At 68.8% G+C, this 13,359-nt stretch carries 13 protein-coding genes; 2 read left to right on the forward strand and 11 right to left on the reverse strand.

The genetic code is table 11. The features are described 5' to 3' along the window. Positions 1-106 precede the first annotated feature (106 nt). The 3 genes from rpmF to coaD form a co-directional block, all read right to left on the reverse strand. Positions 107-310, reverse strand: a complete 204-nt coding sequence (rpmF, locus tag EDL96_RS07490) for a 50S ribosomal protein L32 (RefSeq protein WP_047690457.1) — start codon at positions 308-310, stop codon at positions 107-109. Between the two features lie 2 nt (positions 311-312). Then, positions 313-858 (reverse strand): YceD family protein, encoded by a 546-nt coding sequence (locus tag EDL96_RS07495; protein ID WP_233568758.1) that lies wholly within the window; start codon positions 856-858, stop codon positions 313-315. A 179-nt stretch (positions 859-1,037) separates the two neighbouring features. Next, positions 1,038-1,520, reverse strand: a complete 483-nt coding sequence (gene coaD, locus EDL96_RS07500) for a pantetheine-phosphate adenylyltransferase (RefSeq protein ID WP_123825183.1) — start codon at positions 1,518-1,520, stop codon at positions 1,038-1,040. A 51-nt stretch (positions 1,521-1,571) separates the two neighbouring features. On the opposite strand from coaD, the gene EDL96_RS07505 reads away from it, so the two are divergent. Beyond that, the gene (locus EDL96_RS07505; RefSeq protein ID WP_233568759.1) at positions 1,572-2,837 is read left to right on the forward strand and encodes an aminotransferase class I/II-fold pyridoxal phosphate-dependent enzyme; all 1,266 of its coding nucleotides are present in this window, start codon (positions 1,572-1,574) and stop codon (positions 2,835-2,837) included. 55 nt (positions 2,838-2,892) lie between these two features. Here EDL96_RS07505 and EDL96_RS07510 read toward each other — a convergent pair whose 3' ends face one another. From EDL96_RS07510 to thiL, 5 genes are all read right to left on the reverse strand, one after another. After that, complete coding sequence (locus tag EDL96_RS07510; protein WP_123825184.1) at positions 2,893-4,245, reverse strand: UDP-glucose dehydrogenase family protein; 1,353 nt, start codon at positions 4,243-4,245, stop codon at positions 2,893-2,895. A 106-nt stretch (positions 4,246-4,351) separates the two neighbouring features. Next, entirely contained in the window at positions 4,352-5,005 is a 654-nt protein-coding gene (gene rsmD / locus EDL96_RS07515; protein WP_123825185.1) for a 16S rRNA (guanine(966)-N(2))-methyltransferase RsmD, read from the reverse strand. Next, complete coding sequence (locus tag EDL96_RS07520; protein WP_123825307.1) at positions 5,005-7,239, reverse strand: ATP-dependent DNA helicase RecG; 2,235 nt, start codon at positions 7,237-7,239, stop codon at positions 5,005-5,007. The genes rsmD and EDL96_RS07520 overlap by 1 nt, the downstream gene beginning before the upstream one ends. 82 nt (positions 7,240-7,321) lie before the next feature. After that, positions 7,322-8,398, reverse strand: coding sequence for a DAK2 domain-containing protein (locus EDL96_RS07525; protein WP_233568760.1), 1,077 nt, complete (start codon positions 8,396-8,398; stop codon positions 7,322-7,324). Beyond that, positions 8,388-9,482: a thiamine-phosphate kinase gene (gene thiL / locus EDL96_RS07530; protein ID WP_233568761.1), complete on the reverse strand. Its 1,095-nt coding sequence runs from the start codon at positions 9,480-9,482 to the stop codon at positions 8,388-8,390. The genes EDL96_RS07525 and thiL overlap by 11 nt, the downstream gene beginning before the upstream one ends. A 150-nt stretch (positions 9,483-9,632) precedes the next feature. On the opposite strand from thiL, the gene EDL96_RS07535 reads away from it, so the two are divergent. Further along, entirely contained in the window at positions 9,633-10,157 is a 525-nt protein-coding gene (locus EDL96_RS07535) for a DUF3515 family protein (RefSeq protein WP_123825187.1), read from the forward strand. 4 nt (positions 10,158-10,161) lie between these two features. Here EDL96_RS07535 and EDL96_RS07540 read toward each other — a convergent pair whose 3' ends face one another. From EDL96_RS07540 to EDL96_RS07550, 3 genes are read right to left on the reverse strand one after another with little or no spacing between them, the layout of a single operon-like run. Then, positions 10,162-11,361 (reverse strand): D-alanine--D-alanine ligase family protein, encoded by a 1,200-nt coding sequence (locus EDL96_RS07540; protein WP_233568762.1) that lies wholly within the window; start codon positions 11,359-11,361, stop codon positions 10,162-10,164. Beyond that, the gene (locus tag EDL96_RS07545) at positions 11,358-12,557 is read right to left on the reverse strand and encodes an NAD(P)H-dependent glycerol-3-phosphate dehydrogenase (RefSeq protein WP_123825188.1); all 1,200 of its coding nucleotides are present in this window, start codon (positions 12,555-12,557) and stop codon (positions 11,358-11,360) included. Before EDL96_RS07545 ends, EDL96_RS07540 begins: the two co-directional genes overlap by 4 nt. Beyond that, the gene (locus EDL96_RS07550; protein WP_233568763.1) at positions 12,554-13,348 is read right to left on the reverse strand and encodes a lysophospholipid acyltransferase family protein; all 795 of its coding nucleotides are present in this window, start codon (positions 13,346-13,348) and stop codon (positions 12,554-12,556) included. Before EDL96_RS07550 ends, EDL96_RS07545 begins: the two co-directional genes overlap by 4 nt. Positions 13,349-13,359: the final 11 nt, after the last annotated feature.

The raw sequence follows: 13,359 nt of genomic DNA on the forward strand, positions 1-13,359 counted from the left end.
GGGGCGTGGTCGCCGTGGGCCGGGGGCGCCGGGCCTTGGGGGGGGGGGGGGGGGGCCCCCCCCCCCCCCCCCCGCTTCTCAAGGTCCTGAAATTCGGGCACCGAAATCAGGCGTCGGCTACCTTGCGGCCCTTGTACTCGTAGTACAGGGCGGTGCCGGCGGAGTCGGTGACCAGCTTGGCCTGGTGCGGCAAGCTGTAAACGGTCTTGCCGTTCTCGACCGAACGGACCAGCTTGGGGGCCTTCGCCTTCCACTGTGAACGGCGCATACGCGTGTTGGCACGCGAGAGCTTCCTCTTGGGAACAGCCACTGCTATCTCTCTTCTCTCGTGGTGTCGTCGTCCGCGTCGAACAACCCCTCAAGGGCGCTCCACCGCGGATCGAGCACTTCGTGTCGGTGTCCGGGGTTCTCGTCCAGTCGTACGCCGCACTGGGCGCACAGACCTTCACAGTCCTCCCGACACACCGGTTGGAACGGCAGCTTGGTGATCGCCGCGTCCCGAAGCATCGGTTCCAGGTCGATCGTCTCGTCCTGAACTTCGTACATCTCGTCGGCCTCGTCGTCGTCCTCCGGCACTTCGGAGGGGGCGTCGAACAGGAAGAGTTCCTGTACCTCAACGACCATCTGATCGGTGATCGGGTCGAGGCAGCGACTGCACTGACCTTCAAGGGTAATGGTCACGTCCCCGGAAACCAGGATTCCGTCGTGGACGGATTCGAGTCTCAGGTCGCAGACCATGTCGGAGCCTTCGGGGGCTCCGATCAGTGCGTTGCCGAATTCGCTCGGCGCGGGCACTGTCTCCTGCCAGGTGCGCATCGTCCCGGGACGGTGTTCCAGATCCCTGACGTTGATGGCCAAGGGGGACGGGGTCTCGCGAGCGATGATTAACTCCTGTGGGTCCAATACCAGCGGCCCATGTTACTCGGTCCGTGTCCCCGGGCTCAACCGCCGCGGATGTGGCGTGGCGGATGTCTCGTGTTTGTCCCCCGGTGGAGCCGACCGAGGATCTGGCGGTCAGCCCGGACGCGGGCCGCGCCTCACCCTTCGTTCAGGGCCGCGAAGACCGGCGACGGCACGAACGGCCGCACGTCACCGCCCAAGGAGTGGACCTCCTTGACCAGGCTCGAGGACACGTGCAGGAAGTCCGGGTCCGCCGGGAGGAACACGGTTTCCACCCCGGTCAGGGCGCGATTCATGGCGGCCATGGGCAGTTCGTAGTCGTAGTCCTGACCGGAACGCAGCCCCTTGACCAGCGCCACGGCACCGCGATCGGCCGCGTACTGGGCCAGCAGCCCCGTGTCCAGGGGTTCGACGACGACGCCGGAGACGCCTTCCAGCGCCCGCTCGGCGAGGTCCAGACGCTGCGGCCGCCCGAAACGGTACGACTTCTTGGGGTTGTCGCTCACGGCGACCACCACTTCCTGGAACATCTCCGCGGCACGTTTGATGATCTCGACGTGCCCCCGGTGGATGGGGTCGAAGGAGCCCGGGCAGATCGCGCGGCGTGGTGAATCCGACATGCACCCCACCGTAATGGGCATTCGCGCGGACGGACTTCCTAGACTCACTGCATGATCCCCAGCACCGACAATGCAACTCCGGCGGCGGCCCCGTGGCGGGCCATGGCCTCCGGGGGTGGGCTCCTGGACGCAACGGGTGCCTTCCGCTCCACGATCTTCGACGAGACCTCCGCCCTGGCGGCCCGGCACGGTGCCGTGAATCTGGGCCAGGGTTTCCCGGACCAGGACGGCCCGGAGGCCATGACGGAGGCCGCCGTGGCCGCGATTCGGTCGGGGCAGAACCAGTACACCCCCGCGGTCGGCCACCCGCGGTTGCGCGCGGCCGTGGCCGCCCAGCAGCGGGAGACCCAGGGCCGGGAGCTGGATCCGGACACCCAGGTGCTCGTCACCTGCGGTGCCGCGGAGGCCTTGACCGCCGCCTTGCTGTCCGTGGTCAAGCCCGGCGACGACGTCGTGGTCCTCGAGCCCTACTACGACCTGTACGCGGCGGTGGTGTCCTTCATCGGGGCCAACCTGCGTCCGATCCCCCTGCGTCCGCCGCATTTCACCCCGGATCCCGAGGAATTACGGCAGGCGTTCACACCCCGGACGGCGGCGGTGTTGGTCAACGACCCGCACAATCCCACGGGGACCGTCCTGGACGCGGCAACGGCAGAGATCATCGCCCGGGAGGCCCTTGCCAACGACGCCGTCGTGATCACGGACGAGGTCTACGAACACCTGCGTTTCGACGGCGCGCACACGAGCCTGGCCGCCGGCGGCGGGCGCTCGTCGCTGGACCCCGAGCTGGCCGCGGCGATCGCGCAACGCACCCTGGTGGTTTCCTCCGCCTCCAAGACCTTCCGCGCGACCGGGTGGCGGATCGGATGGCTCACCGGGCCGCGGGAACTGGTGACGGGCGCCCGAGCGATCAAGACCTACCTGACGCATTCCCCCGCCGCGCCCTTGCAACTGGCCGTGGCGCAGGCCCTCGAGAACCCTCGTCCGTGGGTCGAGGACCTGGCGGCCGAACAGGGCCGCCGCTCGGCGCTGGTCGTCAACGCGCTGCGGGACCTGGGCCTGACCGTGGCCGACCCCGCAGGGTCCTACTACGTGGTGGCGGACTTCTCGCCCTTCCACGACCGACTGGGGGTGCGCGACAGCCTGGAACTCTCCCCCTCGCTCATCGAACACACCGGGGTGGCCCTGTTGCCGGTCCGAGCCTTCGCGTCGGCGCGGAACGCGGCTCTGTACGACGGGTGGATGCGCGTGGCGGCGTGCAAGCAGGAAGAGGTCCTGGTCGAAGCCATGAACAGGCTCAAGACCTCCCTGGCCTGAAACCGCCCTGAATCCGCCCTGAGTCCCGCCCCGCGGCCGCTTCCGAGGAGGGCGGTCAGCCCTTGCGCCCCAGTGCGCGGTAGGTCCAACCGGCCTGCTCCCACTGCACCGGGTCCAGAACATTGCGCCCGTCCAGGATCTGCCGGGTCTTGACCAGAGGCGCCAACTGCTCGGGTGTCATGGAACGGAACTCGTCCCATTCGGTCAGCAGGACCACCACCTCCGCGCGGGCCACGGCCTGCGGCAGCGAGTCCACGTAGTCCACACGCGGGTACCGCTTGGCAGCGTTGGCATTGGCTTTCGGGTCGTAGACGTGCACGTCGGCACCGATCGAGTGCAACCGGGCCGCGATGTCCAGGGCGGGTGAGTCGCGGACGTCGTCGGACTCGGGCTTGAAGGCTGCACCGAGCACCGCCACCTGACGCCCCATGATCGACCCCCCGAGCATGTCCGTGACCACCCCCACGGTGTGGTCACGACGACGCACGTTGATGTCGTCGATCTCCACCAGGAACCGCACGGACTGGTCCAGTCCGAGTTCCGAGGCGCGGGCCCGCAGCGCCCGGATGTCCTTGGGCAGGCAACCACCGCCGAAGCCCACACCGGCATTGAGGAACTTGCGACCGATCCTCTCGTCCATCCCGATCGCGTCCGCCAGGGTCCGGATGTCGCCGCCCACGGCCTCGGTGAGTTCGGACAGGGAGTTGATGAAACTGATCTTGGTGGCCAGGAAGGAGTTCGCCGCGACCTTGACCAGTTCGGCGGTCTCGTAGTCCGTGACGATCAGCGGTGTCTGCGCCTCGAGCTGCGGTGCGTAGACCTCCCGCAGGATGGCTTCTAGCCGGGAGTCGTTCGCACGGTCACCGTCGCCGGTGCTCCCGTGTCCGGGCAGTCCCAGCACCATGCGGTCGGGGCGCAGGGTGTCTTCAACTCCGTGACCTTCCCGGAGGAACTCCGGGTTCCAGACCAGGTCCACGTCCACGCCCTCGGGGGCGTTGTCCTTGGCCAGTGCCCGCAGCCGCCGGGCGGATCCCACGGGCACGGTGGATTTGCCCACGATCACGGCGTCATGAGTGGCGTGCTGGGCGATGGATGTCACCGCGGAGTCCACGAACGTCATGTCCGCCGCGTACGAACCTGCTCGCTGTGGGGTACCGACCCCTACGAAATGAACATCCCCGAATTCCCCAGCCAACGCATAGTCGGAGGTGAACCGCAACCGCCCCGATTCCACGTGCTTCCGGACCAGTTCGCCCAAACCCGGTTCGTGGAACGGCAGGACCCCGGCGGCGAGCGCTTCGAGCTTCGCCTCGTCCACGTCCACACCCATGACCTCGAAGCCCATCTCGGCCATGGCCGCCGCGTGGGTGGCCCCCAGGTATCCGGTGCCCAGGACGGTGATTCTCATACGGGGATCCTCCTCGGTGGTGCTCAGACCTGCGCCGCGAAGCGGCGCCCGTCCCACGATAGGTGTCCAACATGAATCGTCGATGACATGGCCGCGATTTGTAGCCTCATGTGGCCATACATGTGGAGATCGCGGGGCCGTCCGGATCCTCCTCGGCGTACCAGAGGGTGGTCTCTCCGTGCCTCGAGACCTCCAAGCGACGCAGCCCCAGCGGCCAGGTCGGTTCCGGGGAGCGGGAGGAACGTTCGACGACGACTACCGCCCCGGGCCCCAGCCTTCCGGCCAGGGGCGCCAGCACGTCCGTGAGTTCCACCTCCGTGAGCGGGTAGGGAGGGTCGGCCAGGACCAGGTCCCACGGGCCGGTCGCCTCGGTCAGGAAGCTCGACACGCTGCGGCGGGTCACTGTGACCACCGGCTTCTCCGCTGGGCCATCTATGCCGTCATCTGCGCCGCCTTCGGTGGAACGGCCGGAGCGCTGCAAGGCCTGATTCACCGTCTGGGCATTGTGTTGGCATACCGCGGCCGCTCGCGCCTCGCGCTCGACCAGGTGCACGGAGGCCGCACCCCGACTGCCGGCTTCACATCCCAGGGCACCGGAGCCCGCGAACAGGTCCAGAACCCGCGCGTCGGCCAGCATCCCCCAGGACTCGAGACGGGAGAACAGCGACTCCTTGACCCTGTCCGTGGTGGGTCTGGTGGCGTTGCCCGGAACGGAACGCAGTTTCAGACCACCGGCTGCTCCGGCCACGATGCGGCTCATCACCCACGCTCCAGGTACTTCTCGGTGTCCTCGTCCAGAGAGGCCGCGATCGCGGCCGCCAGCCCGGGATGGTTCTCCAGGTCGGGATCGGCCTCCAGGATCTCCGTCGCCTCCGTGCGTGCTTCCTCGATGACGGCGACGTCGTCGAGCGCCCGCAACAGCCGCAGGGTGCTGCGTCCACCGGACTGGGCGTCCCCCAGGATGTCTCCCTCGCGCCGCAGGTTCAGGTCCGCCTGGGCCAACTCGAAACCGTCCGTGGTGGCGGCAACCGCGTCGAGCCGTTCCCTGGAGGGATGCCCCTGTTCGCGCCGGGTGACCAGCAGGCACGTGCTCGCGTGGGAGCCGCGCCCGATCCGGCCCCTGAGCTGGTGGAGTTGCGAGATCCCGAACCGGTCGGCGTCGAAAACCACCATGAAGGTCGCGTTGGGCACGTCCACACCGACCTCCACGACGGTGGTGCACACCAGGACCCCGGTCCGGCCGTCGGCGAAAGCTGCCATGACCTCTGCCTTGTCCGTGGGGTCCAGGCGCCCGTGCAACACAGCGCTGGGGATTCCTCCGAGCTGGGGAGACTGTTCGACCAGTTCCGCGAGCCAGGCCGTGGAGACCATGGCCTCCTCCGGCCCCGGGGCCTGCTCGGCAGAATCCTGGGCGCCCGTGACGGGGTCGGTGGCTTCGGGGATCTCGGCCAGCGCGCGGGCGGAATCGGCCAGGCCCATGGGTGGCACGGCGTCGTCGTCACCGATCTTGGGGGCCACGAAATAGACCTGGCGCCCGGCCTCGACCTCCTCGCGGGCGCGGGCGAAGATCCGGTCCTCCCAGGTGGGGTGTTCGAGCAGTCCCACCACGTGGGTGGAGATCGGTTGCCGACCGCCAGGGAGACCCTGCAGCACGGAGACGTCGAGGTCACCGAACACGGTCATCGCCACGGTCCGCGGGATCGGAGTGGCGGTCATGACCAGAAGGTGCGGCACGGTTAGACCCGCCTCCCGCAACCTGTCGCGTTGTTCGACGCCGAACCGGTGCTGCTCGTCCACGACCACCAGCCCGAGATCGGCAAACTGCACGGTGTCGGAGAGCAGGGCGTGCGTGCCGATCACGATGCCCGCTTCACCCGAGGCGATCTGCAACAGGGTCCGTTTGCGGGCGGACTGGGGCATGGAGCCGGTCAGCAGGACCACGGTGGTCCCGTCCGGGTCACCGCCCAGGGTTCCGGCATGGGCCAGGGGTCCCAGTGCGGATTCGATCGACGCGAAGTGCTGGGCGGCCAGGACTTCCGTGGGTGCCAGCAGCGCGGCCTGGGCACCCGAGTCAACGGCCTGCAGCATCGCACGCAGGGCCACCACGGTCTTCCCTGCGCCGACATCGCCTTGCAGCAACCGGTTCATGGGGTGCTCGCGGGCAAGGTCGGCGGCCAGTTCTTCGCCCACTGCGACCTGGGAGTCGGTCAGCCGGAACGGCAACGCGGCCTCGAACCGGGCCGCCACGCCGTCGGGCTTCCCCGGCAGGGCGGGCGCCGGTCGGAGTTCAACCGCACGACGACGGCGCACCAGGGCGGTCTGCAGCACCAGCGCCTCGGTGTGGCGGAAGCGTGCCTTGGCTCGGTACCAGGCGGATTCGTCGGGTGGGCGGTGCAGGTGCTCGTAGGCGGTCGGGAGATCGGTGTAGCCGTGGCGGTCGGCGATCTCCGCGGGCAGGGGGTCCGGGACCGTCCGCCAGTCGATCACGCCCAGAACAGTGTGCACGGCGGTGGCGATCCGGTCGCTGGTGACCTTGGCCGTGGCCGGGTACACCGCGATCGGCCGGGTCGCGTTCTGCATGGCCTCGCGGGTGTCCACGTCGTCGTCGACGTCCAGGGGCGCGTAGTGCGGGTTGGTCATGGTCAGGCTCCCGCGATAGTGCGTGACCTTGCCACTGAACAACGCGTGGGTTCCGGCCGTGAGTTCCCGCGCGGCCGTCCAGGCGTTGAAGAAACTCAGTGTCATGCGGTTCTCCCGGCGCCCGAGCAGGTCGCTGCCCGGGTGGTCCGAGCGGTCCGTGATGACCACCTCGGTGATGGATCCGCGCCGGTTGCGCATCCGGCGGGTGTTGACGGAGACCACCTCGGCCACCAGGGTGGCGTGGGCCTCCAGCTCCAGGTCCGCGAACGAGGTGAGTTCTCCGCGTTGGACCAACCGCCGGGGCACGTGGTCGAGCAGCTCGCCCACCGTGTTCAGGTCCAACCCCTTGGCCATGGCTTGGGCCGTCTGTGCCCCCAGCAGTTTGCCGAGCGGGGTGTCCAGATCGCCCCTGTGGGCGTCCACGGGGCTGCTCACGTCAGCCAAGGTCCGTGGGGTCCACGCGGAACTGGCGGCCTCGGTCGTCCTTGGACAGCCCGGTCACCGTGATGTTGCGCGGAGTGCCGCGGCCCCGGAGCACGTCCACGGCCTGCCGTTGTTCCTGGACGTGCACGTGCACGCGCCACCGCCAGGTGTCCTCGTCGATCTGGGACACGGCGGAAACGATCACACTGTCCCCCGCTTCGGCCAGTTCGTGTCGGATCTGCGCGGCGTCCAGTGCCGTGAGGTCCACCGTGGCCATGACCTCCACCCCGGTGTGCGCGTCCTGGAGCGCCTCCAGGGTCGAGGCGTCCTCGTCATGCGCGGGCGGGTAGTAGGCGTACCCCATCTCCTCCAGGATGTCCGCCACGGGCTGGACGTTCACCGGAATCGCCTGATCGTCGGGGGCGGCTGCGTCGCTCTCCGCACCGGCCCACAGGTGTGCCCCGGAGGCTTCCTGCCCCGTGACCGCGCGGCGCAGCGCGTCCAGCACGATCAACATGCCCAGAGCACCAGCGTCCACCTTGTGCGTCCCGTGCAGGACTTCCAGGTCCTCGGTCGAGGCGAGCACCGCGTCCTTGGCTGCGGTCACCATGGCCCGGAGGTATTCGGCGAACTGGTGGTTGGACCCGGTTTCGCCGACCTCCGGAATAGGGGTGTCTGCGGCGGCCTTCACCACGGACAGCATGGTTCCGGGAACGGGATCTGTCAGCGCCGACCAAGCCCGCACGGATCCTGCTCCGATCCCGTTGGACAAAGACTGGGCCGTGAGCCGTTCGGCTCCGTCGAGTCCCCCGCCCAGTGCGGTGAGGAACACGGAGAACAGCGTGCCGGAGTTCCCTCGGGCGTCCTCGAGCGCGGCCTGCCCCACCAGGGTCACGAGTTCGCTGAGGTCAGGAGTTTCCAGCACCGCCGCGGCCTGGGCGGCGGTTTCGACGGTCGCTGCGAGGTTGGTGCCGGTGTCGGCATCCGCCACGGGGAAGACGTTGAGGGCGTTGAGCACCTCCGTGTACTCCCGAAGATCCTGGGCGGCGGTCTCCAACCAGCGGCGCACCGCCGTCGTGTTAGACGCCATCCTCTGGTTCAAAGTGGTCCCATCCTCGTCCCCGGAGCTCCGCGGGGAGCTCACGTACTGGTGTCGTCCCGACCCGGACACGGTCGGCGACAGATTCCCGTGCGGTTCCGGTGGTGACGACGACCGTCGCCCCCCAGCCCGGAGGCACAGCCCTCACCGAGCCTAACGGACGTGCCCCGTGCGGCAGTCGCGTTCCGGCGGGGACGGTGGATAACAATCCGTGATCTTCTCCGCCGTGGAGCACCCAGTACAGCGGGTCTCGTCCCAGCCGTTCCCCCGCCGCGGCCAGCGGCCGCGCCAGGTCGTCCAGCGCGGCGGGATCCAGGTCCACGACGACGTCGGAGGCCTCCGCCACCCGCGTCAGGTCACGCACCAGACCGTCGGAGACGTCGATCATCGCAGTGGCCCCCGCCTCGGCCAACTGTGCACCCAACGGCGTGGGCGACACCGGACGGAGCTGGTTGTCCATGAGCTCGACCAGGTGCGGTTCGACCGTTCCCTTGGTGGAGGGGTCCTGGAGCAGGTCCAGCCCGGCGGCGGACCGGCCCACCGTCCCCGCCAGCGCCACCAGGTCTCCCGGACGGGCCCCGTTCCGGCGGATCGGCGCACGCCCCTCCAGGTCGCCCGTCACGGTGGCCGTGGCCGAGATTTCTCCACCGCGCCCCAGATCACCCCCGACGATGCCGCAGTGAACGGCTCCGCACGCGATGGCGCCGGCGCGTAGACCGCGGGCGAAGTCCTCGACCCACCTGACGCTGGTACGGCCCGGGAGGGTCAGGGAGACCACCAGGGAGGAGGGCACCGCACCCATCGCGGCCACGTCCGCAAGATTCTGGGTGGCACATTTGTGGCCGGTGTCGAAACCCGTGGAGACGACGCCGTTGGGCCAGGTCAGCTGGAAGTCCTGCCCTTGAACCTGGGTGTCGGTGGAGATCACGAATCGTCCGTCGGGCGCGGCGACCACCGCGCAGTCGTCCCCCGGGCCCAGGATCTCGTACCGTGACCCGCCACCAGGCTCGTGAGCCCGTAGGTGCGGGGCGAAGCGGGCGATCAGCTGGGTCTCGCTGAGCTGGTCGACGGTCAAGCCGCCTCGGTCGGCATCGGCCGAGGACCTCGGGGGCTCGTCCCGCGGGGTCCGTTCTGCCACTGGGCGCACCGCCTCGAATCCTTCCACCATCGGTTCCTGCCGCCATCGCAGACCTCGCGAGACCGCAGATCTCACTAGACTGCAGACATGCCTTCCGCCCCCGCCGTCCTCCCGCGTGCCCGCGCTCGCCTCCGTCGTCGAACACTGACCGCGCTCTTGGCGGTCTCGACGGCCGCTGCGCTGACCGGCTGTGGCCCGGGGGCCGTCGTCGTCGAACCCGCGGTGGACGCTGCCAACGCGGACTGTGCATCCGCCATGCTCGCGATGCCCGGGGAGATCTCCGACCAGGCCCAACGCGAGACCACGAGCCAGGCGACCACGGCCTACGGGGACCCTGCTTCCCTGATCGTACGGTGCGGCGTCACTCCCCCGGAACCGACGACCGACATGTGCAGCCGCGTCAACGGCGTGGACTGGATCATCCGTGAGACGGACCAGGAGAACCGTTGGAAGGCCACCACCTACGGCCGGGAACCCGCTTTCGAGGTCACCTTCGACACGACCGTGGTTGCCTCGTCGACCGCACTCATCGACCTCAGCAGCGCGGTGGAAACCGTGGACCAGGACCGCGAGTGTCTCTCCGTGGACGAGACCCTGGAGGACGCAGGCTGACCCGTCAGCGCAGGCCCACGGGGCGTTCCAGGGCCAGCGTGAGCAACTCGTCGATCAGCTCGGAGTACTCCAGTCCAGACGCCGCCCACATGCGCGGGTACATCGAGATGGGCGTGAAGCCGGGCATCGTGTTGACTTCGTTGATGATCACACGCTCGTCCTCGGTCACGAAGAAGTCCGCGCGGCACAGCCCTTCGCCCTCGATCGCCTCGAAGGCCTGAGCGGCGCGCTCCCGGATCGTGGCGATCACGTGCTCCGGGAACTCCGCCGGGCAACTCAACCGCGCGGAGGCCTGGGACACGTACTTGGCCTCGAAATCGTAGAAATCGTGCTCGTCGACCACTTCGATCTCACCGGGCATCGACGTCCGCGGCGCCTGCGTGCCGTGACCCTCCAGGACGGCGCATTCGATCTCTCGGCCCACGATTCCCGCTTCCACGACCACCTTGGGATCGAAGGACCGTGCCTCCTCGACGGCAGCTTCCAGAGCCGCCCGATCGGCCGGGTCCTCGACCTTGGTGATGCCGAAGGACGAACCGGCGCGGGCCGGCTTGACGAACACCGGTCCCCCGAGTTCGGCAACGGCCGCCATGGCGGCGTTCTTGTCCGCCCGCCAGGCCCGGTCACGAATGACCACGTACGGCCCCACCTCGAGTCCGGCCGATTCGAAGGCCATCTTCATGAAGTGCTTGTCCATGCCGATCGCCGAGGAGGTCACGCCGCAGCCCACGTAGGGCACGTGGGCCAGCTCCAGGAAACCCTGCAACGTCCCGTCCTCACCGTAGGGACCGTGCAACAGCGGCATGACCACGTCCACGTGCCGGAACCGTGAAATCTCGGAGACCGGGGAGTTGTCCTTCTGCACCAGCAGTTCGCTCTCACGTCGGCCCAGGGGCAAGGTCACACGCTGCTCCCCCACGGGCAGTTCGGTGATCGTCTGGGCGTCGAGCAGCGCTTCGAGTTCCTCCTGGGAGTACAGGAACCACTCACCGGACCGGGCGATACCGATGGTGATGACGTCCCACTTGTCCCGGTCGATGGCACCCAGGACGCCCCGCGCGGTGATCAACGAGATGCTGTGCTCGGAGGAGACCCCACCGAAGAGGACCGCCACGCAGGGCTTTCCCGAGTGACCCACTCCAGCGGAAGAAGCGGCCACGGACGAATCGTCGGCTGCCGTGGGCATGGTGTTGCCAGAGGTCATGAGGGGGTTGCCTCCGATTTGAGTTGTCGGCCCAGCAAGAGCGGGGCCAGGTTTTCGACGGTGATGCGACCCTCCAGGATAGCCACGACGGCCTGGGTGATCGGCATGTCCACTCCGTGGGCGCGTGCCAGGGCGAGCACCGCAGGTGCGGACTTGAGACCTTCCGCGGTCTGGGTCATCTCCCGGTGGATCTCGTCGAGCGTCTTGCCCTGGCCGAACAGGCGCCCCGCGGTGTGGTTGCGGGACAACGGGGAGGAACACGTGGCCACCAGGTCTCCAATGCCGGCGAGCCCGGACATGGTCTCCGGTTTCCCGCCCAGCGCCATGGCCAGTCGCGTGGACTCGGCCAGGCCGCGGGTGATGATCGAGGCCTTGGAGTTGTCCCCGTAGTGGCGTCCCTCGCAGATCCCCACGATCACCGCGATCACGTTCTTGGTCAGCCCCGCGATCTCCGTGCCGACCACGTCGGTGTTGGTGTACGGCCGGAAGTAGGGTGCGGCACAGGCGCGGGCCACTGCCGCCGCCAGCTCCGGGTCCCGGGCGGCGACGACGGAGGCCGTGGGCTGCTCGTCGGCGATCTCCATCGCCAGGTTCGGACCGGACAGCACGCAGGTCCGTGCGAACCACCCCGCGGCGTCATGGCCGCCGTCGGCCTCGGGCCGGTGTTCGGCCAGGACCTTGGCCACCACCTCGGTCATCCGCAGGCCCGTTCCCTGTTCCAGGCCCTTGGCAAGGGAAACCAGCGCTGCGTCCGGGTTCAGGTGCTCGGCGATGGCGGGCAACTTTCCGCGCAAGGTCTGGGCGGGCAGTGCCAGGACCACCAGGTCGGCGCCGTCCAGGGCCTCGCCCAGGTCGGCGGTGATCTCCAACGGGTCCGGCAGGTGCAGTCCGGGGACGTACTTCTGGTTGACGCGGGTCCTTGCGGTACGGGTCATGTCGTCCGCATTGCGACCCCACAGGACGACGCTCTCGGCAGTGCCCTGCAGCGCGTCCACTGCCTCGGGGGACGGGCCCGCGGAGGCATCCCGTCGTCGTCGTTCCTCGTCCCACGCGGCGTCCACCAGGACCTTGGCAAAGGTGGTTCCCCAGGATCCGGCCCCGAGCACCGCGGCCTTCCGGAATCCACCGTCGTGCTCGCTCCGGACGCGGCTGGCATCCACCGGCTGGGACGGTCCGGTCACTCCGGTTGTGTTCATCGCCGTTCCCCTCGACGTCGGTCCCATCGCTTCGCGGGCGGTTGTTCGCCCCGCAGGTCGGCCAACAGAGCCGTGATGTCGTCGGTGATCGCCCGGGCCGCGGCCACCGTCTTGCCGTGCGGGATCATGCGCAGCCGCTCGTCCGGGCTCAAAGCCGCGAGCTCCGCAGTGCTCGGCGCCCAGGTCGACAGGTCCACGGGTGGCCCGAACTTCACCCGCACCGTCTTGCGGGGAAAGGGTCGGAAGTGCCGTTTGCGCTGCGGGTCCGGGCCGCGGCCGAGGATCTGCTCGTCGCCCCAGTGGGCCACGGGGATCACGGGGACGTCCATGGACATCGCCAGCCGCGCGGCACCCGGGAAGCCGTGCATCGGCCAGAGCTCGGGGTCGTGGGTCAGCGTCCCCTCGGGGTAGATGATCACGCTCCCGCCCGCGGCAATGTGCTTCTGCGCCGCCGACAGCGACTTCACGGAGTCGGCGGTCCCGCGTTTGACCGGCACCTGGGCCGTGCGGCGCAGGATCGTACCGAGTACGGGGACCGAGAACAGTGAATCCTTCGCCAGGAAGGTGGGGTTGAGTCCGTAGTCGACCACCGCCATGGCGACCGTCATCGGATCCAGCTCGGAGGTGTGGTTCGGTGTGAGCACGAACGGCCCACTGCGCGGGAGATGCTCCATGCCTTCGTACTCGAGCCCGGCCAGTGCAACGTAAGCCGGTTGGATGAAGGCGGCCAGGAACCGCACCAACCGCGTGGTGTTGGGGTCATCCGTCCGGTGGACAGTGCGGGGCTTCACCGGTCCACCGC

Source organism: Kocuria soli (assembly GCF_003797835.1).
GTDB lineage: Bacteria > Actinomycetota > Actinomycetes > Actinomycetales > Micrococcaceae > Kocuria > Kocuria soli.

What these genes read in the sequence shown, in the direction of transcription:
- EDL96_RS07545 (WP_123825188.1), bottom strand. Translation starts at nt 12,557, where the DNA reads ATGAACACAACCGGAGTGACCGGACCGTCCCAGCCGGTGGATGCCAGC.
- EDL96_RS07510 (WP_123825184.1), bottom strand. Translation starts at nt 4,245, where the DNA reads ATGAGAATCACCGTCCTGGGCACCGGATACCTGGGGGCCACCCACGCG.
- EDL96_RS07535 (WP_123825187.1), top strand. Translation starts at nt 9,633, where the DNA reads ATGCCTTCCGCCCCCGCCGTCCTCCCGCGTGCCCGCGCTCGCCTCCGT.
- EDL96_RS07540 (WP_233568762.1), bottom strand. Translation starts at nt 11,361, where the DNA reads ATGACCTCTGGCAACACCATGCCCACGGCAGCCGACGATTCGTCCGTG.
- EDL96_RS07520 (WP_123825307.1), bottom strand. Translation starts at nt 7,239, where the DNA reads ATGGCCAAGGGGTTGGACCTGAACACGGTGGGCGAGCTGCTCGACCAC.
- coaD (WP_123825183.1), bottom strand. Translation starts at nt 1,520, where the DNA reads ATGTCGGATTCACCACGCCGCGCGATCTGCCCGGGCTCCTTCGACCCC.
- EDL96_RS07505 (WP_233568759.1), top strand. Translation starts at nt 1,572, where the DNA reads ATGATCCCCAGCACCGACAATGCAACTCCGGCGGCGGCCCCGTGGCGG.
- rsmD (WP_123825185.1), bottom strand. Translation starts at nt 5,005, where the DNA reads ATGAGCCGCATCGTGGCCGGAGCAGCCGGTGGTCTGAAACTGCGTTCC.
- EDL96_RS07525 (WP_233568760.1), bottom strand. Translation starts at nt 8,398, where the DNA reads ATGGCGTCTAACACGACGGCGGTGCGCCGCTGGTTGGAGACCGCCGCC.